Origin of the sequence: Microbacterium sp. AG157, assembly GCF_003385695.1 — a bacterium.
GTDB lineage: Bacteria > Actinomycetota > Actinomycetes > Actinomycetales > Microbacteriaceae > Microbacterium > Microbacterium testaceum.
The window spans coordinates 576,594-602,327 of sequence record NZ_QRDK01000002.1 but is presented as its reverse complement, the minus strand read 5'-3'; the positions used below and the strand labels follow the sequence as shown (position 1 = coordinate 602,327).

Genomic DNA, 25,734 nt, shown 5'->3' with positions numbered 1-25,734 from the left:
CCCTCTTCCGCAAAAGGACACCCCCATGGCACGTATGGCCCACGCCGACGACTTCGCCCTCAGCCGCGTGACCCCCGACGCCCAGAAGCACTGGTTCGGCATCGCCGTGCAGCGTTTCGGTCAGGTCTCGGCGCTGTCGCAGTTCCTTCTCGGCGCCACTCTCGGTTACGCGATGACCTTCAGCGAGGCGTTCCTCGCGCTGCTGCTCGGCTCGATCATCCTCGAAGTCATCATGTGCATCGTCGGCATCATCGGGCAGAAGGAGGGCCTGAACACGGCGCTCCTGGCCCGCTGGACCGGTTTCGGCGAGATCGGGGCCTCACTCGTGGGCCTCGCGATCGGCATCAGCCTCATCGGCTGGTTCGGCATCCAATCGGCCATCTCGGCCGAGTCGCTCGACTCGCTCCTGCCGGGCCTGATGCCGATGTGGGCGTGGAGCCTGCTCTTCGGCCTCGCCGTCACGGCGATCGTCGCCGTCGGCTTCGTCGGGATGCAGTGGCTCGCCAACATCACCGTGCCGCTGTTCCTCGTGCTCGTCGGCTGGTCGATCATCACCGAGCTCAGCAACCACTCGATCGGCGACCTGATCACCTCGCCCGCCCCGGGACCCACCATGTCGGTGTGGCAGGGCACGGCGATCGTCGCCGGCGGCCTCATCGTCGGCGCCATCATCACCGCCGACATGACGCGCTTCAACCGCTCCAAGGCCGACGTCGTCAAGCAGACGGTCGTGGGCGTCTCGCTCGGCGAGTTCGTCATCGGCCTCTCGGGAGTGCTCCTCGCCCACGCGGCCCAGTCGGGCAACATCGTCGCGATCGTCACCTCGTCGGTGGGCCTGGTGGGACTCATCATCGTCATCACCGGCACGCTGAAGATCAACGACTGGAACCTGTACTCGTCGACCCTCGGCCTGGTGAACTTCATCTCCACCGCGTTCAGCAAGAACCTGCACCGCGTCAGCACCACCATCGTGCTCGGCGTCGTCGGATCGATCCTCGCCGCCGCCGGCATCCTGTCGCAGTTCACCGGCTTCCTCATCATCCTCGGCGTCGTCTTCCCGCCCATCGCCGGCATCATGGTCGCCGAGTACTTCATCGTGCGTCGCTGGCGCGGCGAACTCGACGCCTCGCGCGCCGAGGGCCGCCTGCCGGCGACGGCTCCGCGCCTGGTTCCCGTGACCCTGGTGGTCTGGCTCGTCTCGGCCCTCGTCGGCTACTTCGTGACCTGGGGGATCCCGGCGATCTCCTCGCTCGTGCTCTCGATCGTGCTGTACACCGTCGCCGGCAAGCTCGGCTGGGTGCGCGGTGTCGGCGAGGCGACCACCGCGCAGGTTCCCGTGCGCGACGCCGCCCCCGTGGCATCCTGACCCACCCCCCGGAACGAAAAGAGCTCCACCCATGCACATCGGCATCGACGTCGGCGGAACCAACACCGACGCAGTGCTCATGGACGGCAAGGACACCCTCGCCGGCGTGAAGAAGTCCACCAGCCCGGATGTCACCACCGGCATCGTCGACGCGATCGCGGCCCTGCGCGCCGAACGCGACTTCGCCGGTGCCGACATCGACGCGGTGATGATCGGCACGACGCACTTCATCAACGCTCTCGTGCAGGCCCAGCGCCTCGCCCCGACCGCCGCGGTACGACTCGGCCTCCCCGCCACGAAGGCCCTGCCGCCGCTGGTGGACTGGCCCACTGTCCTCACCGACGCGATCCAGGCGCGGAGCTATCTCGCACACGGCGGCTACGAGTTCGATGGGCGCCCGATCTCACCGCTCGACGAAGACGAGCTGCGCGGCATCGCCGACGACATGAAGGCGAACGGCGTGCGCTCCGTGGCGATCTCGTCGGTGTTCTCGCCGGTCAACCACGACCTCGAGGTGCGCGCGGCCGAGATCCTCGGCGACGTGCTGGGGCCCGACGTGGCCATCTCGCTCTCGCACGAGATCGGTCGTATCGGCCTGCTCGAGCGCGAGAACGCCACGATCATCAACGCCGCGCTCCGCGAACTCGCCTCCGAGATCGTCGACGGCCTCACGGCCGCGGTGCGCGCCGAAGGCATCCAGGCACCGATCTTCCTCAGTCAGAACGACGGCACCCTGATGGACGAGGACTACGTGCGCCTCTACCCGGTCGCGACCTTCGCCTCGGGCCCGACGAACTCGATGCGGGGCGCCGCACTCACCAGCGGCCTGCAGACGTGCGCGGTGGTCGACATCGGCGGCACGACGGCCGACATCGGTCTGCTCAACGCCGGGTTCCCGCGCGAGACCGCGAACGAGGTCAAGGTCGCCGGCATCCGCACCAATTTCCGGATGCCGGACGTGCTCTCGATCGGCATCGGCGGCGGCTCGATCGTCGACGAAGACACCGCGGAGGTGGGGCCCGCGTCCGTGGGGTACCGCCTGACCGAGGAGGCGCTGGTCTTCGGCGGCTCCACCCTCACCGCGACCGACATCGCCGTGGCCGCCGGGCGGGCGAACGTGGGCGACCCCTCGCGCGTCGCGCACCTCGACCCCGCCTTCGTCGAGCGCGTGCTCGCACGCATCGCCGACCGCGTGGCCGAGGCCGTCGACCGCATGCGCACCTCGCCCGAGCCGATCCCGGTCGTCGCGGTCGGCGGCGGCAGCATCCTGCTCCCCGATGAGTTGCCGATGTTCGGCGCCGTGCACCGCCCGCGCAACTACGCCGTCGCCAACGCCATCGGCGCATCCATCGCCCAGGTGGGCGGTGAGATCGACAAGGTCTACGCGATCGAGGCGGGCCGCCGCGACGAGGGTATCGCCGCGATTCGCGCCGAGGCCGTCGACAAGGCCATCGCCGCGGGCGCGCGACCGTCGTCGGTGTCGATCGTCGACTTCGACGAGGTGCCCATTCCCTACCTGCCGGGCAATGCCACCCGGGTGCGCGTGAAGGCCGTGGGCGACCTCGACATGGGCGTGCGGGCGTGAGCTGGCAGCTCACCCCGTCGATCGTGGGCGATCTCGCCCGCGGTGCCGCGGTGCTCGGTACCGGAGGCGGGGGAGACCCCTACATCGGGGCGCTGCTCGCCCGCCAGGCACTCGCCGTCCACGGGCCGGTCACGGTCGTGGGCCTCGACGAACTGCCCGACGACGCCCTCGTGCTCACCGTCGCGATGATGGGCGCGCCGACCGTCATGGTCGAGAAGCTCCCGAGCCTCGACGAGGTCGTCGCCCCCGTGCACGCGCTCGGCGCCTCGCTCGGTCGCCCGGTCACGCACATCGCGTGCGCCGAGGCCGGCGGGGTCAACTCCACCATCCCGATCGCCGCCGCGGCCGCCCTGGGGCTGCCGCTGCTGGATGCCGACGGCATGGGGCGCGCGTTTCCCGAGCTGCAGATGGTGCTCCCTACGCTCTACGGCATCACCGCATCGCCGCTCGCGTTCGCCGACGAGAAGGGCAACACCGCGGTGCTGTCGACCATCGACAACACCTGGACCGAGCGGATCGCCCGTGTGGCGTGCGTCGAGATGGGCTGCTCGGTCATGCTCGCCGGTTTCGCCATGTCGGGCGCGAGCGCGCGTGAGGCCCTCGTCCCCGCCTCGCTGTCGGCGTGCCTGTCCATCGGACGCGGCATCGTCGAAGCGCGCGAGGCGAAGACCGACCCGGTCGCCGCGGTCGTCGCCGCCCTGGGTGGACGTGAGGTGTTCGAGGGCAAGGTCGTGGATGTCGAGCGCGGGACCACCGCCGGGTTCGCCCGCGGCAACGCCCGCATCGAGGGCCGGGGTGACACGGTGACGCTGTCGTTCCAGAACGAGCACCTTATCGCGCGCACCACCACCGGCATCCTGGTCACGACTCCCGACCTCATCATCGTCCTGGATGCCGAGACCGCGGAGCCGATCACCACCGAGGGCCTGCGTTACGGCCAGCGCGTGCGGGTCATCGCCGCGCCCAGCGACGAGCGGTGGCACAGCGCCGAAGCCCTCGCGATGGTCGGCCCCGGATACTTCGGCTACGACCTGCCCTCCCACCGCTTCGACGGAACCATCGAGAACTCGGAGACCGCCGCATGAGCTGGACCCTGACCGCCGCCGACCTGCCCGATCTGGCCCGCGGTGCGACGCTGCTGGGAACCGGGGGCGGCGGCGACCCCTACATCGGGCAGAAGCTCGTCGAGCGCGTGCTGGGGGCGGGCAGCATCACCGTGCTCGACCCCGACGAGATCGCCGACGACCTGTTCGTCATCCCCACCGCGCAGATGGGCGCCCCGACCGTGATGATCGAGAAGATCCCGGCCGGCACCGAGCCGACGCTGGCGTTGCGCACCCTCGAGAAGCACCTCGGCCGCACCGCGGACGCGACCATGCCCATCGAATGCGGCGGCATCAACTCCATGATCCCGCTGCTCGTCGCCGCCGAGACGGGGCTTCCCGTGGTGGATGCCGACGGCATGGGCCGCGCGTTCCCCGAACTGTCGATGGAGACCTTCGCCGTCTACGGCGTGCACGGCTCGCCCCTGGCCCTCGCGGGCGAGCGCGGCGAGACGGCGATCATCGACACCGGCGACGACGACCGGCAGATGGAGTGGCTCGCGCGCGGCGTCACGATCCGCCTCGGCGGGGTGTCGCACATCGCCGAGTACGCCATGACCGGCGCCGACGTGCGCCGCACCGCGATTCCGCGGACGCTGTCGATGGCTTTGGCGCTGGGGCGCGGCATCCGCGAGGCACGGGAACAGCACCGTTCGCCCTTCGAGGCCATCGCCGACGTGCTCTCGACCACGCTGTACCCGCACGTGCGGGAGCTGTTCGTCGGCAAGGTCACCGACGTCGAGCGACGCACCACCGACGGCTTCGCGAAGGGACGCGCCACCATCACCGCGCTCGACCCCGACGACGACGCGGCGCTCGAGGTGGCGTTCCAGAACGAGAACCTCGTCGCCCGCCGCGACGGCGAGCTGGTGGCGATCGTGCCCGATCTCATCTGCATCACCGACATCGAGTCGGCCGAGCCCATCACCACCGAGGGCCTGCGCTACGGCCAGCGCGTGCGGGTGCTCGGCATCTCGACGCCCGACATCATGCGCACGCCCGGTGCGCTCGCCGCGTTCGGCCCGTCGGCGTTCGGTCTCGCCGACGCGTTCGAGCCGGTCGAGCGGTTGCGAGGCGCCGACGTGCGGCGGCTCATTACCCTGTGAGCATGAGAACCCTCGGGCCCGACCGCCTGCCGGCGCTGGCCCGGGGGTTCGCCCTGCTCGGCGCGGGCGGCGGGGGCGCGACGACGCTCCTCGAGCTCATGGCCGCCGAGGTGCTGGACGGTCCGGTCGCGCTGCACGACCTCGACGACCTCGATCCGCTCACCCCGTGCGTCGCCGTCGGTTTCGCCGGGTCGACGTACCTCCTGGGCGAGCGCGTGCCGGCGGAAGATGCTTTCGCGCCGCTCCTGGCCGCCGCCGAGCGCTGGACCGGGGTGGCGGCCGTGGCCGTGTGCGCGCTGGAGGGGGCCGGCTTGAACGGCCTCACCCCGTTCCTCCTCGCCCGTGGTCGCACCCTCGTCGATGCCGATCTCATGGGCCGCGCGCTGCCCGGGATCGACCAGCTCTCCCTCGTGGTCGACGCGGTGCCCGGTGTCGTGCTGGTCGCCGACACGGGCGGGGGCGTCATGGTCGTCGAGTCGGCGCGGGCCGCCGACGTCGAGAGCCTCGTGCGCGCGAGCGTCATCCGGGCCGGGGGAGCGGGCGCGGTCCTCGTCGCGGGCTTCACCGTCGGCGACCTCGTGGCCCACGGCATCCGGGGGACTTTCGCTCGAGCGCTCGCGCTCGGCGAGTCCGACGTCTCCGCTGGCGGGCTTCTCGGGGCGCGGATCCTGGGCGCGGGGCGGGTGAGCGCGGTGGATGCCGTGCCCGACGACGCGTTCGCCAGGTCGGTCGAGCTGACGGGCGACGACGGTGCGCTGCTGCGGCTCGTCGCGCGTTCGGAGTTTCTCGCGGTGACTCGCGACGGGCGCACAATCGCCGCATCCCCCGACGTCCTCGTCGCGATCGACACCGTCTCGGGCGACGTGCTGCAGGTCGACGCCGTGACCCTCGCTCGGCACGTGCGCGTGCTGTCGCTTCCGGCGCCGGAGTGGTGGAGGGAGTCACCCGAGCGCCTCGCGCACGTGGTGCCCGCCGCCTACGGGCTGCGTGACCTGGAGATGGAGTCGTGACGCCCGTGCGGCCCTGCATGCCCCGCCGCCCGCGGCCTGCGCGACCGCGAGGTCGAGTCATGGTGAGCGTGCCGTGTCGTGCTCTCCGCGATCCGAGGGGGACGCCATGACGCCCCTGGACCTCCGTGCCCTGCTCGCGCACCCCGCGAACGGCCGCGCACGCGTGCTCGTCGAGTCCGCGGGTGCGGAGGCCTTCGCCGGCGTGGTCGTCGCCGCGCGCGAGACGCTGCTGCCCGAGCGAGGCGACGGCGAGCTCGCCGCGCTCACCGAGCCTCCGCCCTCCGCGCCGTGGCAGCAGGACGCCCTCGTGCGGCGGGTGCGCGACCGCGGCTTCCGCGGTCTCGCCCTCTCCGGAGCCGAGGCGCTGGGTGCCGGCAGCCGCGGCCTCGCCGCCCGGCTCGGACTCACCCTGCTCGCCGTCGACGACCCGATGGCCCTGGCCCGCGCCGCGTGGGAGCTCGTACAGGGGCGCGACGCACTGACGCTCGGATACGTGCGACGCGTCGCGCAGTCGATCGAGTACTCCGCCGCGCACCTGGCCGACCTGCTCCGCCACCTCTCGGCCAGCGTCGGTCACGGCGTGGCCCTCATCGACGCCGAGGGCGTACTGCTGCAGGCCGGCGGCGACCTGCCCGAGGCGGTACGCGCTGCCATCGATTTCGGACTCTGGCAGGATGCGGTCTCGGTCGCGGAGGGAGCGGCTGCCTCGGTACGCGTCGACAGCCCGAGCCGCGCCGGGCTGCGCCTGGCCGTGTTCGGCTCCGGGCTGAGCCCCGCGCAGCTGGCGGCCCTGGCCGTGGCCGCCGAGGTGGCGATGCCGGCGGTCGCCGCCCGTATCCTCATCGACGAGGTGGCCGACGTGAGCGATGCCGCCGTGGCATCCGGTCTCCTCCGGGAGTTCCTCGAGGCCCGCGACGCCCGCGATCCCGACGTCGAGCAGCGCATGAGCGAGCGGGGGTGGCGCATGGGCGGGTACCACCTCGCGTTTCGGATTGCGGGCCGCCGCCGCCTCGAAACGTTGGAACTGCTGCGTTTCGTGCGCCGGAACCTGGCCGCACTGCCCGTCGACTCGCAGGCCGTGACCAGTGGCCGCGGCGTCACCGGCTGGCTGAGCTTCGCCGAGCCACCGGCAGCCGACCGCCTCGACGAGCACGTCGCCGCCGTCCGAGCCCTGCACGACAACGTCCGCCGTTCGTTCGACGTCGCAACCGGCGTCGGCTCGCTCGACAGCGGCGCGAGCGGGCTGTTGCGCAGCATCGACGGCGCGGTCGACGGCGCGCGCATCGCCGCCGGACGCGCCGCGACGGGCTGGTTCGTGCGCGTCGACGCCCTCGGCATCGAGCAGGTACTGCTGTCGTGGGCCGGGTCCGACACCTTCGTGCCCGCCGCCGAGGCGCTGCTCGCGCCGATCGTGTCACAGGGCCCCGAACTGCTCGAGACCCTCACCGCGTACCTCGACCACGAGTCGGGCGTCTCGGCCACGGCGACTGCCCTGGGTCTTCACCGGAACACCGTGGCGATGCGCATCGCTCGTGCGCAGGAGCTGCTGGGCGTCGACCTCACCGATACCGACGCCCGTCTCGCCCTGCACCTCGCCTGCCGCGCGCTGCGCTGAGCCCGTCGCGGCGAGCTGCGCCGCGCGCCTGGCGCCCCGCGGCCGTCGGCCTTCGCCGTCCTGCGGAGTGTGGGCCTGACACTCCGTCCGGGATGCCGATGACTCGGCGCGTCGCGGACGAACTCCGCGCGACGGTTCACGCCGCGAGCACCGATCCCGCGGTGCGACGGAGGAGGGGTTGCGTGAATACCTACCATGTGAAAGGTTTTGGAGCAGTGAGCTCCGTCCCCCCGGAGCGCTTTCGATGAGGAGAGCCAGCCATGAAGCACACCCTCGCGGCATCCACCGCGGTCGTCGGACTCGTCCTGGGCGGTGTCGCCGCGGCATCCCCCGCCGTCGCCGCACCCCCGGAGAAGCCCGGTCCGCCCGCCCACGCCGGTCCGCCCGCCCACGCCGGACCTGGCGCACGTGACCTCGAGCGCTATGCCGCCGACACGTGGGCCTCGCTCGCGGCGATGGCCCACGAGAACACCGGCCTTCCCGACGACAACATCGGGGGTGCGCTGGAGGAGTCCACGGCATCCGGGTACACCTCGCCGACCAACATCGGCGGGTACCTGTGGTCGACGGTGACCGCGCGCGACCTCGGCATCATCGACGCCGACGAGGCGCGGGATCGCTTGACCGCGACGGTGTCGACGCTCGAGACGATGGAGCGCAACGACGCCAGCGGCATGTACTACAACTGGTACGCGCCCGACACCGGCGCCAAGCTCGAGATCTTCCCCACCTCGGGCGAGGTCATTCACCCGTTCCTCAGCACGGTCGACAACGGCTGGCTCGCGGCGGGGCTGAGGATCGTCCGCGAGGCCGAGCCGACGCTCGCCGACCGGGCCGACACGCTCTACCGGTCGATGGACTTCGCGGCGTTCTTCGACGCGGCGGGGGCGGCGGGACTTCCGGCCGGCACGAACCGCGGCGGTTTCTGGGAGGCCCCTCCCGGCGACGGCTGCGCGGTCGAGGCGCCGATGTACAACGGCAGCGGAGAGCAGGCGTTCTACACCTGTCACCACTACGACACGACCGTGAGCGAGAGCCGCATCGCGACCTACCTCGGCATCTCGGAGGGGGCGATCCCGGCATCCGGCCTGTACGGCACCCACCGCACGATGCCCGCGGGCTGCGACTGGGCGTGGCAGGAGCAGCTGCCCACCGGTCAGACCCGCACCTACGACGGTGTCGACGTCTACGAGGGCGTGTATTCGTACGACGGCATGTCGTTCGCGCCGAGCTGGGGCGGGAGCATGTTCGAGGCGCTCATGCCCGATCTGCTCATTCCCGAGGCGGAGTGGGGCCCGCGCTCGTGGGGCCTGAACCACCCGATCACCGTCGAGGTGCAGAAGCGTCACGGGCTGAAGGAAGCCGGGTACGGCTACTGGGGCTTCTCTCCCGCCAGCAACCCGTTCGGCGGCTACAGCGAGTACGGCGTCGACATCGCCGGCATCCGGTCCGACGGATACACCTCGGATGCCGAGAAGACCGACGTCGACATCGACCGCCCGGGCTGCGCCGAGGGGACGAACCCCGACCCGACCTTCGGCGACGGCGTCGTCACCCCGCACGCCGCATTCCTCGCGCTGCCGTACGACCGCGCCGGTGTGCTGAAGAACCTGCGAGGCATCGAGAAGAAGCTCGGTGCCTACGGCCCGGGCGGTTTCTACGACGCCGTCGCGGTGAAGAGCGGCACGGTCGCCGAGCGATACCTGTCGCTCGACCAGTCGATGATCATGGCGGCGATCGGCAACGCGCTGACCGGTGACACGCTGAAGGACTACATGGTCGATGACAGGATGGAGCAGAACCTCCGGCCCGCCATCGAACAGCAGGTCTTCGGCTCGTCGTGGGGCGCCTCGCGTCGCTGACGGCTCGACCGCTCGATGCCCGGTGCCTCGCGGAGGTGCCGGGCATCGGTGTGTTCGGACGGGGGAGAGGATGCCGATGACCGACGCACCCGCACCGCGCGGTCGCCGCGGGAGCTACGCGAAGGGGCAGCAGACCCGACAGCGCATCGTCGACGAGGCGGTCGTGGTCTTCGGACGCTCCGGCGTGACGGCCGGGTCGCTCCGCGAGGTCGCCACCCGTGTGGGCCTGACCCCCGCGGGGCTCCTGCATCACTTCGCCTCGAAGGAGGAGCTGTTCGCCGAGGTGCTGCGCCAGCGCGACGAGCGCGTCCGCGCCGCCGCCGGGGACCCGCACGAGCACACCCTCGTCGAGCAGATGCGCAAAGTCGTGGCGCACAACGCGACCACGCGCGGCCTGACGTCGCTGTACACGTTGGTCGTCGCCGAGGCCAGCGACCCGGCCCACCCCTCCCACGAGGCCTTCGCCGAGCGGTACCGCCGCAGCGCCGCGACGGCCGCCGACCTGCTGCGGGCCGGGCAGGCCGCGGGGGAGGTGCGCGCCGACGTCGACCCGGAGCGCGCCGCGCGGCTGCTGAGCGCCGTGATGGACGGTCTCCAGCAGCAGTGGCTCCTCGACGAGACGGTGGACATGCCCGCGCTCTTCGCCGAGTTCGTGCGGGGTTACCTGGAGTCGCCGGCCTGAGCCATCGGCATCCCTCCCGCCCCCGCCGATGGATGCGCGCGAGGGCATCGTGGGGGAGCGGGGCGCGAAATATGCAGCGGGGCGCGAAACGTCCGCCCCAGTGCACATTTCGCGCCCCGGTCGCGCGAGGAGATGGGTTGCACCGGTCTGGTTATGCGCTTAAACTTGGACGTGACGTGCAGGGAGCACCCGACGGCGGGTGCCTGGTTCGAGGAGGAACACATGAAGAAGACCCGATGGAGCGCCGTGGCCGTGATCGCCGCGGCGGCGATCGTCCTCACCGGTTGCGGCCGGCCCTCCGACACCGGTGCCGGTGCGGCGGAGGCGGGCACGATCGGCGACGCCAAGGCCGAGGGCACGCTCACGATGTGGGCGATGGGTGCCGAGGGCGAGGCGCTGCCGGAGTTCGTGAAGACCTTCGAGGAGGCCAACCCCGGCGTCACCGTGAACGTGACGCCCGTGCCGTGGGACGCCGCGTACAGCAAGTTCCAGACGGCGATCGCCGGTGGCAACACCCCCGACCTCGCGATGGTGGGCTCGACGTGGATGGCCGATTTCGGTGACGCGCTGCAGACGGTGCCGAGCGACCTGTCCACCGACGGCATCTTCCCCGGAGCCCTTGACTCGACGAAGATCGACGATCGCGCGACGGGCGTGCCCTGGTACGTCGACACGCGCGTGCTGTACTACCGCACCGACATCGCCGCCCAAGCAGGCTGGGACAAGGCGCCCGCCACCTGGGACGACCTGAAGAAGATGGCCGCCGACATGCAGTCGAAGGGTGGCGCCGACTACGGCATCCGCTTCCCCGCCGGCAACGACTCGTTCCAGGGCAACCTGTGGATGCCGTGGTCCAACGGCGCTCAGCTCGAGGACGGATCGAAATGGACCCTCGACACCCCCGAGACCGCCGAGGCGTTCCAGTACTACCAGAGCTTCTACACCGACGGTGTGGCCAATCCGGCGGCCGATCGTTCGGCCGGGGCGCAGGAGGCGGACTTCGTCTCGGGCAAGACCCCGATGCTCATCGACGGGCCCTTCCTCATCGGCCAGCTCGAAGAACTCGGCGGCGCCGGCTTCAGCGACAAGTTCACGACCGCGGTGCTGCCGACGAAGGAGTCGTCGACGTCGTTCAGCGGTGGCGCCAACCTCGCCGTGTTCGACAACTCGAAGAACGCCACGAGCGCGTGGAAGCTCGTGCAGTGGCTGACCCAGCCCGACACGCAGGCCGCGTGGTACGCCGCGACCGGTGACCTCCCCGCGGTGCAGGATGCCTGGAAGACCGACGCCCTCGCCTCGTCGAAGACCCTCGCGGCCTTCGGTACGCAGCTCGAGACGGCGAAGTCGGTGCCCGCGGTCACCACGTGGGTGCAGGTCGCCGCGGCCGGTGACGCGATGCTCGAGAAGCTTCGACTCGGCCAGCAGACGCCGGCCGACGGGTTGAAGGAGCTCCAGGCCACCGCCGACCAGCTGGGTCTGGGCTGAGATCATGACGCAGGCAGTCGTGGGTGCGACCGGACGGGCTCCGGCCCGCGGTCGCACCCGCGCCGGCGGGGCATCGAGCCGCCGCCGGCGTCAGGGATGGGTCGCGTGGGGCTTCGCCCTGCCGTTCGTCGCGGTCTTCGCGATCTTCATGGTCGTGCCGATCGTGGGGTCGTTCGCGATGTCGTTCACCGATTTCACGGCGCGCGACATCCGATCGCCGTTCTCCGTGAACTTCGTCGGACTGCAGCAGTACATCGGCGTGCTGTCCGACCCCGTGTTCCTCACCTCGCTCGGCGTGACCGCCACGTTCGTCGTCGTCGGCATCCCGGTCACGATGGCGATCGCCCTGGCGCTCGCGCTCGCGCTCAACGCCCGCACGGGCCGCTTCGTCTCGATCCTGCGCGTCGGCTTCTACGCCCCGGTCGTGACGAGCATCGTCGCCGTCGCGGTGGTGTGGCGCTACATCCTGCAACCGGAAGGCCTGCTCAACTCGGCGCTCGCGATCATCGGCATCCAGGGCCCGGATTGGCTCAACGACACCCGCACCGCCCTGCCCTCGCTCATCGCGATGGCGGTGTGGCGAAACGTGGGCACGCTGATGGTGATCTTCCTCGCCGGGCTCCAGGCGATCCCCACCGACGTCAAGGAGGCGGCCCTCATGGACGGCGCCTCATCGTGGCGGCGGCTGACGTCGGTCACCCTCCCGCTGCTGCGCCCGACGCTGCTGCTGGGTGCCGTGCTCATCTCCGTCGGCTTCCTGCAGTTCTTCGAGGAGGCGTTCGTCATGACACAGGGCGGCCCCCTCAACTCCACCCTCTCGGTGGCCTATTACACGTTCAAGCAGTTCGGCTTCGGGCAGTACGGCGCGGCTTCGGCCGCGAGCTACCTGCTGTTCCTCGCGATCGCGCTGCTCAGCCTCGTGCAGTTCCGCGTGCTGCGCGCGAAGGATTGAGGGCGGATGCCATGACACTCACGTCTCCCGCGGCTCCGGCCGCCGTCGTCGAAGCGACCGAGCCGCCGCGCCGCCGGCGCGCCGACAAGCGCGTCACCCCGGGGCGCGCACTCACCTTCACGGTGCTGATCGTCGGCCTGGTCGTCTGGATCCTGCCCTTCGCGTGGATGCTGCTGGGCTCGGTCAAGACCCAGCGCGAGATCCTGCAGCGCCCGCCGACCTGGTGGCCGCAGCAGTTCACCTGGGAGAACTTCGGCGCCTGGTTCGGGCAGCTGAACTTCGGCCAGTTCTTCGGCAACAGCATCGTCGTGGCGCTGTTCACCGTCGCCGGCAACCTCGTGTTCTGCTCGATGGTCGGATACGCGCTGGCGAAGATGGACTTCCCCGGCAAGAAGGCGCTGTTCGTCGTCGTCATGGTGACCCTGATGGTCCCCGGCGTCGTGACCTTCGTGCCGCTGTTCGTCATGGTCTCCTCGCTCGGCCTCGTCGACAGCTACGCGGCGCTCATCCTTCCGTTCGTCACGACCCCCTTGGGCGTGTTCCTCATGCGGCAGTTCATGCTCGGCATCCCGGATCCGCTCCTCGAGGCCGCGCGGATCGACGGAGCGGGCGAGCTGCGCATCTTCGCCCGGATCGTCATGCCGCTGTGCGGGCCGCCGCTGGCGACCCTCGGCATCCTGACCTTCCTCGCCTCCTGGAACAACTTCCTCTGGCCGCTGGTCGCGGCGCAGACCGAGGCGAAGTACACCCTCCCGGTCGCACTCTCGCTGTACTCGACGGGCCAGAGCGCCACCGACTACGGCCTGCTGCTCGCCGGCTCCGTGCTGGTGATCGCGCCGATCATCCTGCTGTTCGTCTTCCTGCAGCGCTACTTCATCCAGGGCATCGCCTCGACCGGTCTGAAGTGAGGCGCGGGCGGGTCGCGTCACCGCGGCCCGCCCGGCCCCCGTGCCGGTCCGACCCCCGAGCTCCGCCGCCCGCGCCTGCACCGGCGGCCCCGAAAGGACCCCCCCCATGACCTCCGCCCGCTTCCTCACCGCACCCGACGGAACGCGCTTCCGCGATCTCAACGGCAACGGTATGATGGACCCGTACGAGAACCCCACGCTCAGCGTCGACGAGCGCACCGACGACCTCCTTCACCGCCTCAGCCTCGAGGAGAAGGCCGGTCTGATGTTCCAGACCGTCATCGAGGTCGGCGACGAGGGCGAGCTGCTCGAAACGCCGGGCAAGATCTCGAAGTCCCCGACGACCACGGTCGTGGTGCACAAGAACATGAACCACTTCAACGTGCACGCGATCCGTACCGCACGCCAGGCGGCGACCTGGAACAACAACCTCCAGGCGCTCGCCGAGACGACGCCCCACGGCATCCCGGTCACGATCAGCACCGACCCGCGGCACGCGTTCGTCGAGAACACGGGCGTCGCCTTCTCGGCAGGTCCCTTCTCGCAGTGGCCCGAGGGTCTGGGCCTCGCCGCGCTCGACGACGTCGACACCGTGCGCGAGTTCGCCGAGGTCGCGCGGCGCGAGTACGTCGCCGTCGGCATCCGTGCGGCCCTCCACCCGCAGATCGACCTCGCCACCGAACCGCGGTGGGGTCGACAGGCGCAGACCCTCGGTCAGGATGCCGACCGGGTCACCGCATTCACCGCGGCGTATCTGCGGGGTTTCCAGGGCGATGAGCTCGGACCCGACAGCGTCGCCTGCACCACGAAGCACTTCCCGGGCGGTGGCCCGCAGCTCTCCGGCGAGGATGCGCACTTCCCCTACGGGCGCGAGCAGGTGTATCCCGGCGGCATGTTCGACTATCACCTCGAGCCGTTCCGCGAGGCGATCCGCCGGGGGACGGCGGGCATGATGCCGTACTACGGCATGCCCGTCGGTCTCGAGGTCGACGGGGAGCCGATCGAGGAGGTCGGTTTCGGGTACAACCGGCAGATCGTGACGGGCCTGCTCCGCGAGCAGCTCGGCTACGACGGCGTCGTGGTGACCGACTGGGAACTCGTCAACGACAACCATGTCGGCGACCAGGTGCTCCCCGCCCGAGCCTGGGGCGTCGAACACCTCACCGCCGTCGAGCGCATGGAGAAGATCCTGGATGCCGGCAGCGACCAGTTCGGCGGAGAGGAATGCGTCGAGATGCTCGTGGATCTCGTCCGCTCGGGCCGGGTGTCCGAGGAGCGTCTCGACGCGTCGGTGCGGCGCCTGCTGCGGGTGAAGTTCCAGCTCGGACTCTTCGACGATCCCTACGTCGACGTCGACGCGGCCGAGCGCCTCGTGGGCAATCCCGAATTCCGGGCCCTCGGCGAGCGGGCGCAGGCGCGTTCGCTCACCGTGCTGGTGAACGAGGGGTCGACTCTGCCTCTCCGCCCCACCGGGAGCGTCTATGTCGAGGGCTTCCGCGCCGACGACGTGGCCGAGCTCGGACGCGTGGTGTCCGACCCCGCCGAGGCCGATCTCGCCCTGGTCCGCATCGGTGCGCCGTTCGAGCCCCGCGACGATCTCTTCCTCGAGGCCTGGTTCCACCAGGGCTCGCTCGAGTTCGCGCCGGGTCTGGTGTACCGGTTGAACCGGATCGCGGCATCCTGCCCCCTCGTGATCGTGGTGAACCTCGACCGCCCCGCGATCCTCACGCCGTTCGTCGGCCATGCTGCGGCGATCGTCGCCGATTACGGCAGTTCGTCGGCGGCGGTGCTCGATGCGCTCACGGGGCGCGTCGCCCCGCGCGGTCGGCTGCCGATCGAGATCCCCCGGTCGATGGATGCCGTGCGTTCCTCGCGCGAGGATGTACCGTCGGACAGCGGCGATCCCGTCTTCCCCGTGCACCACGGGCTGGAGCTCGAGGAGCTCGTCGCGCTGCAGGAGGGGTAGGGCCGATCCGATGCCGGAGGAGCAGACGACGCGTCGACCGACCGTCTACGACGTCGCGCAGGAGGCGAGCGTCTCGATCGCGTCGGTGTCGTTCGCCTTCCGCCGTCCCGACAAGCTCAGCGAGGCGACTCGCGAGAGGGTGCTCGATGCCGCTCGGCGGCTGGGATATGCGCCCAGCGGCGCCGCCCGCGGGCTCGCGCGCGGACGCACCGGCATCCTCGGCCTGCACGCCTTCGACCTGCTGCTCGAGCGGGCCGACCCGCGGGCGCAGCCGCTCAGCGGGATGCAGTCGCCGGCGCTCGATGCCGGGGGCGTGATCGCCTGGGACCAGACCGACGACGACGTGCTGTCCGATCCCCGCGCCTTTCCGTTGTACGTCGACGAGGTCCAGCGGGGATTCGAACTGGAGTGCTGGGCGCTCGGGCGACCGGTCATGCTCAGCAGCGGATCGGATGCCGATGTCTCGGTCGCCGACACCGTGGGTCGTGTCGACGGGCTGGCGATCTTCCCGTCCCCGCAGACCGCGCCGACCCTGGCTCGACACACTCCGAGCATTCCGATCGTGCTCTTCAGCGCCGCCCCGGCCGACGATCCCCACCACCGTGTGCGGGTCGACAATGCGCGAGGGATGCGCGACCTCGTCGCCCACCTCGTCGAGGAGCACGCCGCGACCGACATCGCCTTCGTCGGACGCCTCGAGGCGACGGATGCGGTGGAGCGTCGTGACGCGATGATCGCGGAGCTCGAGGCCCGCGGCATCCGCCCCCGTCTCGATTCCATCGACGCGACCGTGCGCGGCGAGGACGAGCTCGTGCCGCAGGTGCGCGCGCTCCTGGCCGGGGGGCGTATGCCGCGCGCCTTCGTCTGCGCGACCGACCAGAACGCGTTCACCCTTCTCGACGTCTTGGCGGCCGAGGGGGTACGGGTGCCGGACGACGTGATCGTCACCGGGTTCGATGGCACGCTCGGCTCGCGCCTGACCACTCCGCCGCTGACGACGGTCCGCCAGCCCATGGAGGCCATGGGACGCGCGGCCGCGCGGATCCTCGCCGGAACGGCCGGTTCGCCGCCGAGGGGCGGAACCTTCGATGTCGTGTTCGAGCCGCGCGTGCTGGTTCGGGGGAGCTGCGGCTGCTGAGCCCCGTCCGCCCTCGCGGGGGGTGTGCCCTCGGGCGGAGGTCGGGGATGACGCGCCGGTTCGGGATGCCGTGTCGCGGCGCATCCGGCCTGGATTCCGCGGGACGGTCCGCGACCGTTCGGCTCAGACCGCGTTCCACCGCAGCCGCGGGGCGCCCAGGCCCGCCCGCAATGCCGCGGGATCGGCCACCGGGAACATCGTGACGAGGAGTCCGTCGACGGCGTAGGCCAGAGCCGCGGTGCCCTCGGGAAGCGGGGCGCCGAGCGCGATGCGCGCGGTGCGGCCCTCGGCCTCCTCGGTGAGGGCATCCGGGCGGGCCAGCAACACGGTCGCGGCCGCGGTGGCGCGTGACAGGAGCGTCTGCGTGCCGGCCCAGGGTACGAACGCCCCGGCGTCGAGCCCGCACGCGCGTTCGAGTTCGCCCGTCAGCCACCGCTCGCGCTTGAGACCGTAGGGGGTCGGCGTGGTCGAGAGAAGGTAGCCGTACACGTGCAGCACACCGGCGTTCCCCACCGGCCACGAGGCCTCGAGCCCCGCCCGCGCGTGCAGCTCGTCGAAGAGGGGGCGAGCGAGGACCGCGGCTGCGACGTTCTCGTCGATCACGCTCGAGCGCCCCCACGCGGCGAAGCGTCCCGCGGCGGCGTCGTCGGCGAGCGCGGTCGAGAGCCACGGCAGAGACGAGATCGCGGCGGCGGGGTCGGACAGGGCCCGGGCGGCGGCGGCGTCGAGGGCGGCGGAGGAGGTCACCGCTCCACGCTAGAGCCGGAGCGGGGGCGCACAGGTGCCGTTCATCCAGCGTTTACACGGCGTGGACATTGCGTCCACATTTGAGGTGCAACATGGACGCAACGTCCACGACAGGAGTCTCCCCGTGCCCCGCCCCGTTCTCATCTTCGACTTCGACGGCACCGTCGCCGTCGGCGACGGCCCGCTGCTGGCCTACGCCCGCGCGGTCGCCGTGCACACGGCATCCGCCGACGACTTCGTCTCGGCCGTCGCCGCCCACCTCGCCGCCCCGACGGACGACGTCATCGACGGCTACGACGCCGTCCGTCGCGCGGCCCTCGAGGCCGGCGTCGACGACGACGACCTGGCGTCGGCGTACGCCCTCAGCCGCACGCAGCTCGGCAGTGTCGACGCGCCGGTGTCGACGGCTCGCGGCCTCGCGGATTTCCTCGCAGACGTGGATGCCGAGCGGCTCCTCGTCACGAACGCCCCCGCCACCCGCCTCGACGAGGCGCTCGCCGCGATGGGCCTGGACGGCTTGTTCGACCGCATCGTCACCGACGCTTCCAAGCCCGCAGGGCTCGAGACCCTGCTCGACGACCTCGACGACGGCATCTGCGTGCTCGCGGTCGGCGACGTCTGGCGCAACGACCTCGCCCCCGCCCACGCCCGTGGTCTCGACACCGCTCTCGTCGGCGGATACGCCGATGCCGCCGCCGCTCCGACCTTCCGCGCCGACACCCTCGACGAGCTGCTGCCCGCACTCGCCGCGTGGGTCGACGCCGCCCACGTCGACGTTCCCCCCGCCGCACACCTCCCTTCTCACGCCTGAATCCCACCCGAACCGCAGAGGAATCATGAACACTCGTCGCACCCGTCTCGCCGCGGCCTTCGCCACCGCCGCCCTCGCCTCGATCGCCCTGGCCGGTTGCTCCGGAACCGCGGGCGCCGCCTCCGGTCCCGCCGCCGACCCGAGCTCGCTCGTGCTCGCGCTCGTTCCCTCGCAGGACCAGGCGAACCTCGTCGACACCGCGAAGCCCCTCACCGACATGCTCACCGAGAAGCTCGGCATCCCGGTCACCGGGGTCGTGTCGAAGGACTACCAGGCCGCCGTCGAGGCGATGGGGGCGGGCCAGGCGCAGATCGGCTTCCTCCCCTCGCTGCAGCTGTGGCAGGCGAACGACCGCTACGGCGCCTCGGTCGTGCTGCAGACCGAGCGCAACGGCAACATCACCTACCCGGGCCAGTTCATGACGAACAACCCCGACAAGTACTGCGAGACCCCGGTCGTGGAGCGCGACGGCATGTCGTTCTGCAACGGTGCCGACGCCCTGCAGGGCCCCGCGGGTCTCGACAGCATCTCGAAGATCGCCGGCGCCAAGGTCGCCGTGCTCGGACCCGGCTCGCCCGCCGGCTACATCTACCCGATGCTCGCGCTGAAAGAGGCCGGCGTCGACATCGACAGCGGCTTCCAGAAGGTGCCCGTCACGGCCAACGACGCCTCGGTGCTCGCGGTCTACAACGGCGACGCCGAGGTCGGCTTCAGCTTCTGGGACGCCCGCACCCTGGTGAAGAAGGACAAGTCCGACGTGGGCCAGAAGGTCGTCGTCTTCGGCCTGACCAACGAGATCCCGAACGACGGGGTGGCCGTGTCGAAGGACCTCTCGCCCGAGCTGCAGCAGAAGATCTCGACGGCGCTCGCCGACTACTCCGCGACCGACGAGGGCTCCGCCGCCCTCAAGGCCGTGTACTCGATCACCAAGCTCGCCCCGGCCGACCCCTCGTCGCTCGACGTGGTCGCCCGCGCCGCTCAGCAGCTCGGGCTCCAGTGACCACCGGAACGCTCACCCCGGGCGTCGAGGCTCTGGCCTCGGCGCCCTGGGGCATCCGCCTCGACGGCGTCTCGGTGCGCTATCCCAACGGCACGGTGGGGCTCAAGAACGTCTCGCTCGACATCGCGCCGGGAGAACTCATCGCCGTGGTGGGGCTCTCGGGGTCCGGCAAATCGACTCTGATCCGCACGATCAACGGCCTCGTGCCCGCGACCTCCGGCATCGTCGAAGTGGGTGGTCGCCGCGTCGACGGCGCCTCGGGTCGTCGACTGCGCGAACTCCGCGGGCACATCGGCATGGTGTTCCAGAGCTTCAACCTGGCCGGGCGCACCACGGTGCTCAACAACGTGCTCGTCGGTCGTCTGGCTCACACCCCCCTCTGGCGCACGCTCTTCGGCGCCTACCGCGAGGGCGACCGTCGCCTGGCGTTCGAGGCCCTCGACCGCGTGGGCCTCCTGCCCAAGGTCTGGGACCGCGCGTCGGCCCTCTCCGGCGGGCAACAGCAGCGTGTGGCCATCGCCCGCGCGCTGACGCAGCAGCCGCGCATCGTCCTCGCCGACGAACCGGTCGCGAGCCTCGACCCGCCCACGGCCCGCGGCGTCATGGACGACCTCCGTCGCATCAACGAGGACCTCGGCATCACGGTCCTCGTCAACCTGCACCTGCTGGATCTCGCCCGCGAGTACGGCACGCGCATGATCGGCATGCGCGCCGGAGAGATCGTGTACGACGGCCCCGCGGCATCCGCCACCGATGACGACTTCGCGCAGATCTACGGCCGCTCGGTGACCGCAGCCGACAGGCTCGAGCGATGACGGTGCTGACCGTTCCGCCGCGTCCGAAGGGGCGATGGATGCCGTGGACCGCCGCGAGCGTCGTCGTCGCGGTGACCGTCTTCATGTGCCTGCCCGTGGTCGGGGTGGGCCTCGACGTCGCCGCGATCGCGCGCAACTGGCAGCAGGGCGCGCTGCGTGTCGGCGAACTGCTCACCCCCGACTGGTCGTTCTTCCCGCGCACCGTCGGTCCGATCCTCGAGACGCTGCAGATGGCGGTCATCGGCACCGCGGTGGGTGCCGCGATCTCTCTGCCGGTGAGCTTCTGGGCGGCCCGGCCCACGAACCCCTTCACCCCGACGCGGGCGGCGGTGCGCGGCATCCTGAACGTCGTCCGTGCCGTTCCCGAGCTCGTCTACGCGGCGGTACTCGTCGCCATGGTCGGGGTGGGGGCTCTTCCCGGCATCCTGGCGCTGGTGCTGTTCAACGTCGGCATCATCGTCAAACTCGTCTCCGAGTCGATCGACGCGACCGACCTCGGCCCCCTCGAGGCCGGCCGCGCCGCGGGCGCGACGCAGACGCAGATCAACCGCGCGATCGCCCTGCCCGACACCTGGCCCGCCTTCGTGTCGCAGACGCTCTACGTCTTCGAACTGAACGTGCGCGCGTCCACCGTGCTGGGGCTCGTCGGCGCGGGCGGTATCGGCCTGCTCATCGACGCCGTCCGCACCTTCTACCGCTACGACCAGCTGTCGCTCGTCATCGTCGAGATCCTCGTGATCGTCGTCGTGCTCGACACCGTCAGTGACGCGATCCGCCGGAGGCTCGTATGACCGCCCTCGCCCCCGCACGACCCGCCGCGCTCGTCGTGCCGCCCCGGCGCCGGCGCCCCCTGCGCACCCTGTCGTGGGTCGTCGTCAGCGTCATCGTGATCGCCGGGTTCTGGTCCGCCGACATCGCGTGGTCGCGGCTCGGCGAGCTGCCCGCCGAGATCGCGCGCTACCTGGGGCTCATGTTCGGCTCCCCGAACTGGTCGAAGCTCCCCGAGGCTCTGTGGCAGACCTGGCGCAGCGTCGAGATGGCGTGGATCGGCACGGTGCTCGGCATCCTGATCGCCACCCCGCTCTCGCTGATCTCGGCGCGCGGCTTCGGACCGGCGCCCGTGCGCGCGGTGCTGCGCTTCGTCTTCTCGCTCGTGCGGGCGGTCCCCGAGCTCGTGTTCGCGATCATCATCCTGTCGGTCACGGGACTCACCCCGCTCACCGGGGCGCTCGCACTCGCGATCGGCGGTGTCGGAACGCTCGGCAAGTGGGGCTACGAGGCCGTCGAGAACGTCGCGCCGGGCCCCATCGAGGCCGCCCGCGCGGCCGGCGGTTCCACCGCCCAGGTGCTCCGCTGGGGCGTGTGGCCCCAGGCGTCGCCGACGTTCCTGTCGTTCTGGTTGTACCGCTTCGAGATCAACGTGCGTGCGTCGGCCGTCCTCGGCTTGATCGGGGTCGGCGGAATCGGCGACATGCTCACCTCGTACACCCAGTACCGTGAGTGGTCGACGGTCGGGATGCTCCTGATCGTCGTGGTCGTCGTCACCGTCGCGATCGACGCGGTCTCGGGCCGCATCCGCCGCCGCATCATGGAGGGTCCGCGTGTCCGCTGAGGTCCCCGTGACCGCCCGCATCGCGGCCGTCCGCAATTCCCTCCAGCCGAGCGAGCGTCGCGTCGCCGATCTCATCGTCGACGATCCGGATGCCGTGATCGAACTCACCGCCCAGCAGATCGCCGATCGCGTGGGGGTGGGGCGATCCACGGTGGTGCGCGCCTGCCAGACCTTCGGGTACCGCGGCTATCCGCAACTGCGCGTGGCGCTCGCGGCCGAACGTGGCCGTCGCGCGGTGCCCCCGGTCGCCCAGGACGGCGCCCTCGGCGGCATCCGTTCGTCGATCGATCGCATCGCCGACGACCTGCGCACCGCCACGGGCCTGCTGGATGCCGACGGGGTCGACGCCGCGGTAGAAGCGGTGGTGACCGCCCGGCGCCTGCTCGTCGTCGCGAGCGGCCTGTCCGCCCCGGTCGCGACCGACCTCGCGATGCGCCTGACCGCCGTGGGGCGCCCGGCCGAGACTCTCGGCGACCCGATCGGTCAGCAGATCGCCGCGCGCCACCTGTCGCCCGACGACGTGTGCGTGGTGATCAGCGGTTCGGGCGCCAACGAGGCGAGCCTGCGGGCGGCTTCGGCGGCACGGGCGGCCGGAGCGCGCGTGATCGCCCTGACCTCGTTCGTCGCCTCGCCGTTGACCGAGCGCGCCGATCTGTCGCTCGTCCTCGCCTCGGGCGGGACCTTCCGCGACGAGCTCGAGCACACCTCCCGCATCGCCCACGCGGTCTTCGCCGAGGCGTTCGTCGACGCCGTCGCTCGCGCCCGGGCGGGCGACGCCGACCTCGCCCGCGAGCGCGTGCTCGAGATCCTGTCCGACAACCTCGGCGACGCCGGCTGAGGTTCCGGGGCCCGGTCCTGCGGCACCCCGTTCCGCCGCGGCGTTCGTCCGTGCCGTCATGCGGCCGACACGCCGACTCGGCATGCCAGCGCCCGGCGTGTCGGGCACGGACTCCGCCCGACGGCCCGGGCCCGACCCCGCTACTCCGCGAGCCGCAGGGCGGTCCAGATCTCCGCCCGCGCGGCGAACGACGACAGGTCGCGGCCCAGCACGCGCTCGGCCTGACCGATGCGCGCGCGAACGGTGTGGCGATGGATGCCGAGGGCCTGGGCGGTGGCCTCGTGCGAGCAATCGTGGGCGAGCCAGGCGTCCAGAGTCTCGAGCAGCGCGGATCCCTGTGCCTCATCGTGGGCGCGCAGGGGAGTGAGCGCGCCCGCCGCGACACTGCGTGCGGCCTCGGAACCGAGGGCGGCGAGCAGCCCCGCGCGCGCCGTGTCGGCGAAGTCGGCGACCCCGGGCGCCGAGAGCCGCTCGCGCGCCGTACGCGCCTGCGTGAGGGCGCTCGAGAACGCGTCGTATCCGGTGGGGGCGGAGCACCCGACGACGATCTCGAAGCGGTCGGCTATTTCTTCCAGCAGGGCGCGTCCCGCGGTGGGCACGACGATGACGAGTCCGTCGTCCCCGCGGCCGAAGAACATCTCGCCGCGCCCCTCTTGGGCACGCATCTCGAGCCACTCGCCGAGGGCGGCGGATCGCGACGACGTGCCAGGGGTCAGGGCGACGAGCACCGGGGCCGAGGGGAGGGGGCCGAACAGGTCGCGCGACGCGCGCCGCGCGAGGGTCGGATCGTCGGTGCCGAGCGACTGCACGAGCCCGGCGCGGAACGTACCGATCGCCCGGCTCAGCCCGTCCTGCTGTTCGAGGGCGAGGGCGGCCATGGCCACGACGGCCGTGACGACGCTGCGCGCCTCGTGGTCGAGGTCGTCGTCGGCGATCGCGAGGGCTCCGCGCAGGTGCCCGCCCCGCCCGAGGGTCTGCAGGCTCACGGCGGATCCCGCGACCCGCAGGCTGGATGCCGCTCGCGTCCCGCGGCGGAGCATCGTGGTCACCTCCGTCGTCACCGCGTCGACCGCCGGGGTGGCGAGGGAACCGGCGGGGTACGCGGTGCGCAGGGCCCCGGCCGCGTCGAACAGCCCGACCCAGCAGTCGAGCTGCCTCGACAGCTCTGCCAGGGTGGCGGTCAGCCCGTCGGGGCGGAGGGCCGCCAGAGAGACGGCGCGTTGAGCGGCGAGCGACCAACTGCGGCGGGCGTAGGCGTCGGCGGCGATCGTCTCGGCGCCGGCCCGGGCCACCGCGATGAAGGGCGTGCGGTAGGGCACTTCGAACAGCGGCATCCCCGCGGTGAGGCAAGCCGCGGCGAGTCCCGCCGGGATGCCGTCGCGCACCACTTCGGTACCGAAGCCGAGCGCCCGCACGCCCCGGGCGACGAGCCGATCCACGTACGCCGTGTAGTCGGCCGTGTCGACGAACTGCGTCCCCGTCGTCAGCAGCACGAGGCCCTCGCTGAGGAACGGCGTGGGATCGACGAGGTCGCTGGAGTGCACCCATCTCACCGGGCGGTCGATGCTCCCCGGTGACAGTTCGTCCTCACCGGTCACCAGGCGCAGGTGCAGGTCGCGGCGGGCGAGGAGGGCCCGCAGACTCGGCGGGGCGACGGCGGTGTCGACCATGGCAGCTCCTGTACGACTCGTATACGACGGTGCCTGTGACTGTACATGGAGGAGAGTGCATGTCTCGTGACGGCGTCCGTAGCATCGCGCCATGAGCCTCGACACCCTTCCCCTCGTCGGCGGTCCGTCCCTCGCCCAGGAGCGCCGCCTCGTCACCGCCATCCCCGGCCCGCGCTCGCAGGAGCTGCTGGACCGCAAGGCCGTCGCCGTGGCATCCGGTGTCGGTCATACCGTGCCCATCCAGGCCGTCGCCGCGGGTGGGGGAGTGGTCGTCGACGCCGACGGCAACTCGCTCATCGACCTCGGCTCGGGCATCGCCGTCACGAGCGTCGGCAACGCCCACCCCGCCGTGGTCAAGGCCGTCCAGGAGCAGGTCGCGGCCTTCACCCACACGTGCTTCATGATCTCGCCCTACGACTCGTACGTCGCGGTCGCCGAGGCTCTCAACCGCCTCACCCCGGGCGACCACGAGAAGAAGAGCGCCCTGTTCAACTCGGGCGCCGAGGCCGTCGAGAACGCGGTGAAGATCGCCCGCAAGTTCACCGGACGCCAGGCCGTCGTCGCCTTCGACCACGCCTACCACGGTCGCACCAACCTGACGATGGCGCTCACGGCGAAGAACATGCCGTACAAGAGCGGCTTCGGTCCTTTCGCGGCGGAGGTCTACCGTGCGCCGCTGTCCTACCCCTTCCGTGACGGATTGTCGGGCCCGGATGCCGCGGCCAAGGCGATCTCGCTGATCGAGAAGCAGGTCGGCGCCGACAACCTGGCCGCCGTCATCATCGAGCCGATCCAGGGCGAGGGCGGTTTCATCGTCCCCGCCGACGGCTTCCTCAACGCGATCGTCGACTGGTGCCGCGCCAACGGCGTCGTCTTCATCGCCGACGAGGTGCAGTCGGGCTTCGCGCGCACCGGCGCGATGTTCGCGAGCGAGCTCTTCGGCATCGTCCCCGACCTGGTCACCACCGCCAAGGGCATCGCCGCCGGCCTGCCGCTCGCGGCCGTCACGGGCCGCGCCGACATCATGGATGCCACCCACACGGGCGGACTCGGCGGCACCTACGGCGGTAACCCGATCGCGTGCGCCGCGGCGCTGGCCTCGATCGACGCTTTCGAGAACGAGGGACTGGTCGAGCGCGCCCAGCAGATCGGGGAGCTTCTGAAGGGGCGCCTGCGTGAGCTGCAGAAGGCCGATCCGCGCATCGGCGACGTGCGCGGACACGGCGCGATGATCGCCGCCGAGTTCGTCGACCCCACCACGGGTGCGCCCGACGCCACCCTCACCGCGGCCGTGGCGAAGACCGCGATCGCCGAAGGCGTCATCGTGCTCACCTGCGGCACCTACGGCAACGTCATCCGCTTCCTCCCGCCGCTGACGATCGGCGACGAACTCCTCAACGAGGGTCTCGACGTGGTCGCGGCCGCCCTCGCCCGCAACTGACGAACGTCCCGGCGGCGGTGTC

The 25,734-nt window shown here is 71.3% G+C and carries 22 protein-coding genes; 20 read left to right on the top strand and 2 right to left on the bottom strand.

Annotated elements, in window-relative coordinates:
• Window positions 1-25: 25 nt before the first annotated feature.
• The 13 genes from DEU35_RS08655 (at window position 26) to DEU35_RS08595 (ending at window position 16,778) form a co-directional block, all read left to right on the top strand.
• Entirely contained in the window at window positions 26-1,366 is a 1,341-nt protein-coding gene (locus DEU35_RS08655) for a cytosine permease (protein WP_116239239.1), read from the top strand.
• A 31-nt stretch (window positions 1,367-1,397) separates the two neighbouring features.
• Window positions 1,398-2,951 (top strand): hydantoinase/oxoprolinase N-terminal domain-containing protein, encoded by a 1,554-nt coding sequence (locus DEU35_RS08650; RefSeq protein ID WP_116239238.1) that lies wholly within the window; start codon window positions 1,398-1,400, stop codon window positions 2,949-2,951.
• Entirely contained in the window at window positions 2,948-4,036 is a 1,089-nt protein-coding gene (locus DEU35_RS08645) for a DUF917 domain-containing protein (protein WP_116239237.1), read from the top strand. Before DEU35_RS08650 ends, DEU35_RS08645 begins: the two co-directional genes overlap by 4 nt.
• Window positions 4,033-5,160, top strand: coding sequence for a DUF917 domain-containing protein (locus DEU35_RS08640; RefSeq protein ID WP_116239236.1), 1,128 nt, complete (start codon window positions 4,033-4,035; stop codon window positions 5,158-5,160). Before DEU35_RS08645 ends, DEU35_RS08640 begins: the two co-directional genes overlap by 4 nt.
• Before the next feature lie 2 nt (window positions 5,161-5,162).
• Window positions 5,163-6,170 carry a DUF917 family protein gene (locus tag DEU35_RS08635; RefSeq protein ID WP_116239235.1) on the top strand — a complete coding sequence of 336 codons (1,008 nt, stop codon included), beginning with the start codon at window positions 5,163-5,165 and terminating at the stop codon, window positions 6,168-6,170.
• A 106-nt stretch (window positions 6,171-6,276) separates the two neighbouring features.
• Window positions 6,277-7,785 carry a helix-turn-helix domain-containing protein gene (locus DEU35_RS08630; protein WP_116239234.1) on the top strand — a complete coding sequence of 503 codons (1,509 nt, stop codon included), beginning with the start codon at window positions 6,277-6,279 and terminating at the stop codon, window positions 7,783-7,785.
• A gap of 260 nt (window positions 7,786-8,045) precedes the next feature.
• Window positions 8,046-9,647: a glucoamylase family protein gene (locus DEU35_RS08625; protein ID WP_116239233.1), complete on the top strand. Its 1,602-nt coding sequence runs from the start codon at window positions 8,046-8,048 to the stop codon at window positions 9,645-9,647.
• Window positions 9,648-9,723: 76 nt separating this feature from the next.
• Window positions 9,724-10,329, top strand: a complete 606-nt coding sequence (locus tag DEU35_RS08620; protein ID WP_116239232.1) for a TetR/AcrR family transcriptional regulator — start codon at window positions 9,724-9,726, stop codon at window positions 10,327-10,329.
• Between the two features lie 222 nt (window positions 10,330-10,551).
• On the top strand, window positions 10,552-11,814 hold the full coding sequence (locus DEU35_RS08615) for an extracellular solute-binding protein (RefSeq protein ID WP_103205947.1): 1,263 nt from the start codon (window positions 10,552-10,554) through the stop codon (window positions 11,812-11,814).
• A gap of 4 nt (window positions 11,815-11,818) precedes the next feature.
• Window positions 11,819-12,766 (top strand): carbohydrate ABC transporter permease, encoded by a 948-nt coding sequence (locus DEU35_RS08610; protein ID WP_103205948.1) that lies wholly within the window; start codon window positions 11,819-11,821, stop codon window positions 12,764-12,766.
• 11 nt (window positions 12,767-12,777) lie between these two features.
• Window positions 12,778-13,674, top strand: a complete 897-nt coding sequence (locus DEU35_RS08605) for a carbohydrate ABC transporter permease (RefSeq protein WP_103205949.1) — start codon at window positions 12,778-12,780, stop codon at window positions 13,672-13,674.
• 106 nt (window positions 13,675-13,780) lie between these two features.
• Window positions 13,781-15,640, top strand: a complete 1,860-nt coding sequence (locus DEU35_RS08600) for a glycoside hydrolase family 3 protein (protein WP_116239231.1) — start codon at window positions 13,781-13,783, stop codon at window positions 15,638-15,640.
• Window positions 15,641-15,650: 10 nt separating this feature from the next.
• Window positions 15,651-16,778: a LacI family DNA-binding transcriptional regulator gene (locus DEU35_RS08595; protein ID WP_116239230.1), complete on the top strand. Its 1,128-nt coding sequence runs from the start codon at window positions 15,651-15,653 to the stop codon at window positions 16,776-16,778.
• A gap of 123 nt (window positions 16,779-16,901) precedes the next feature.
• Here DEU35_RS08595 and DEU35_RS08590 read toward each other — a convergent pair whose 3' ends face one another.
• Window positions 16,902-17,525 carry an amino acid deaminase gene (locus tag DEU35_RS08590; protein ID WP_116239229.1) on the bottom strand — a complete coding sequence of 208 codons (624 nt, stop codon included), beginning with the start codon at window positions 17,523-17,525 and terminating at the stop codon, window positions 16,902-16,904.
• A gap of 124 nt (window positions 17,526-17,649) precedes the next feature.
• On the opposite strand from DEU35_RS08590, the gene DEU35_RS08585 reads away from it, so the two are divergent.
• From DEU35_RS08585 to DEU35_RS08560, 6 genes are read left to right on the top strand one after another with little or no spacing between them, the layout of a single operon-like run.
• Complete coding sequence (locus tag DEU35_RS08585; RefSeq protein WP_103205953.1) at window positions 17,650-18,336, top strand: HAD family hydrolase; 687 nt, start codon at window positions 17,650-17,652, stop codon at window positions 18,334-18,336.
• Window positions 18,337-18,361: 25 nt separating this feature from the next.
• Window positions 18,362-19,336: a phosphate/phosphite/phosphonate ABC transporter substrate-binding protein gene (locus DEU35_RS08580; protein WP_103205954.1), complete on the top strand. Its 975-nt coding sequence runs from the start codon at window positions 18,362-18,364 to the stop codon at window positions 19,334-19,336.
• A complete protein-coding gene (gene phnC / locus DEU35_RS08575) occupies window positions 19,333-20,151 on the top strand; it encodes a phosphonate ABC transporter ATP-binding protein (RefSeq protein ID WP_103205955.1) in 819 nt (272 codons plus the stop codon). Before DEU35_RS08580 ends, phnC begins: the two co-directional genes overlap by 4 nt.
• Window positions 20,148-20,942, top strand: a complete 795-nt coding sequence (gene phnE / locus DEU35_RS08570; protein WP_103205956.1) for a phosphonate ABC transporter, permease protein PhnE — start codon at window positions 20,148-20,150, stop codon at window positions 20,940-20,942. Before phnC ends, phnE (DEU35_RS08570) begins: the two co-directional genes overlap by 4 nt.
• On the top strand, window positions 20,939-21,763 hold the full coding sequence (gene phnE, locus DEU35_RS08565; RefSeq protein WP_116239228.1) for a phosphonate ABC transporter, permease protein PhnE: 825 nt from the start codon (window positions 20,939-20,941) through the stop codon (window positions 21,761-21,763). The genes phnE (DEU35_RS08570) and phnE (DEU35_RS08565) overlap by 4 nt, the downstream gene beginning before the upstream one ends.
• The gene (locus DEU35_RS08560) at window positions 21,753-22,601 is read left to right on the top strand and encodes a MurR/RpiR family transcriptional regulator (protein WP_103205958.1); all 849 of its coding nucleotides are present in this window, start codon (window positions 21,753-21,755) and stop codon (window positions 22,599-22,601) included. Before phnE (DEU35_RS08565) ends, DEU35_RS08560 begins: the two co-directional genes overlap by 11 nt.
• Window positions 22,602-22,741: 140 nt before the next feature.
• On the opposite strand, the gene DEU35_RS08555 is transcribed toward DEU35_RS08560, so the two are convergent.
• Window positions 22,742-24,271 (bottom strand): PucR family transcriptional regulator, encoded by a 1,530-nt coding sequence (locus tag DEU35_RS08555; RefSeq protein ID WP_116239227.1) that lies wholly within the window; start codon window positions 24,269-24,271, stop codon window positions 22,742-22,744.
• Between the two features lie 91 nt (window positions 24,272-24,362).
• On the opposite strand from DEU35_RS08555, the gene gabT reads away from it, so the two are divergent.
• Window positions 24,363-25,712, top strand: a complete 1,350-nt coding sequence (gabT, locus tag DEU35_RS08550) for a 4-aminobutyrate--2-oxoglutarate transaminase (RefSeq protein ID WP_116239226.1) — start codon at window positions 24,363-24,365, stop codon at window positions 25,710-25,712.
• Window positions 25,713-25,734: the final 22 nt, after the last annotated feature.

What these genes read in the sequence shown, in the direction of transcription:
- DEU35_RS08655 (WP_116239239.1), top strand. Translation starts at nt 26, where the DNA reads ATGGCACGTATGGCCCACGCCGACGACTTCGCCCTCAGCCGCGTGACC.
- DEU35_RS08650 (WP_116239238.1), top strand. Translation starts at nt 1,398, where the DNA reads ATGCACATCGGCATCGACGTCGGCGGAACCAACACCGACGCAGTGCTC.
- DEU35_RS08640 (WP_116239236.1), top strand. Translation starts at nt 4,033, where the DNA reads ATGAGCTGGACCCTGACCGCCGCCGACCTGCCCGATCTGGCCCGCGGT.
- DEU35_RS08635 (WP_116239235.1), top strand. Translation starts at nt 5,163, where the DNA reads ATGAGAACCCTCGGGCCCGACCGCCTGCCGGCGCTGGCCCGGGGGTTC.
- DEU35_RS08630 (WP_116239234.1), top strand. Translation starts at nt 6,277, where the DNA reads ATGACGCCCCTGGACCTCCGTGCCCTGCTCGCGCACCCCGCGAACGGC.
- DEU35_RS08625 (WP_116239233.1), top strand. Translation starts at nt 8,046, where the DNA reads ATGAAGCACACCCTCGCGGCATCCACCGCGGTCGTCGGACTCGTCCTG.
- DEU35_RS08620 (WP_116239232.1), top strand. Translation starts at nt 9,724, where the DNA reads ATGACCGACGCACCCGCACCGCGCGGTCGCCGCGGGAGCTACGCGAAG.
- DEU35_RS08615 (WP_103205947.1), top strand. Translation starts at nt 10,552, where the DNA reads ATGAAGAAGACCCGATGGAGCGCCGTGGCCGTGATCGCCGCGGCGGCG.
- DEU35_RS08610 (WP_103205948.1), top strand. Translation starts at nt 11,819, where the DNA reads ATGACGCAGGCAGTCGTGGGTGCGACCGGACGGGCTCCGGCCCGCGGT.
- DEU35_RS08605 (WP_103205949.1), top strand. Translation starts at nt 12,778, where the DNA reads ATGACACTCACGTCTCCCGCGGCTCCGGCCGCCGTCGTCGAAGCGACC.
- DEU35_RS08600 (WP_116239231.1), top strand. Translation starts at nt 13,781, where the DNA reads ATGACCTCCGCCCGCTTCCTCACCGCACCCGACGGAACGCGCTTCCGC.
- DEU35_RS08595 (WP_116239230.1), top strand. Translation starts at nt 15,651, where the DNA reads ATGCCGGAGGAGCAGACGACGCGTCGACCGACCGTCTACGACGTCGCG.
- DEU35_RS08580 (WP_103205954.1), top strand. Translation starts at nt 18,362, where the DNA reads ATGAACACTCGTCGCACCCGTCTCGCCGCGGCCTTCGCCACCGCCGCC.
- phnE (WP_103205956.1), top strand. Translation starts at nt 20,148, where the DNA reads ATGACGGTGCTGACCGTTCCGCCGCGTCCGAAGGGGCGATGGATGCCG.
- phnE (WP_116239228.1), top strand. Translation starts at nt 20,939, where the DNA reads ATGACCGCCCTCGCCCCCGCACGACCCGCCGCGCTCGTCGTGCCGCCC.
- DEU35_RS08555 (WP_116239227.1), bottom strand. Translation starts at nt 24,271, where the DNA reads ATGGTCGACACCGCCGTCGCCCCGCCGAGTCTGCGGGCCCTCCTCGCC.
- gabT (WP_116239226.1), top strand. Translation starts at nt 24,363, where the DNA reads ATGAGCCTCGACACCCTTCCCCTCGTCGGCGGTCCGTCCCTCGCCCAG.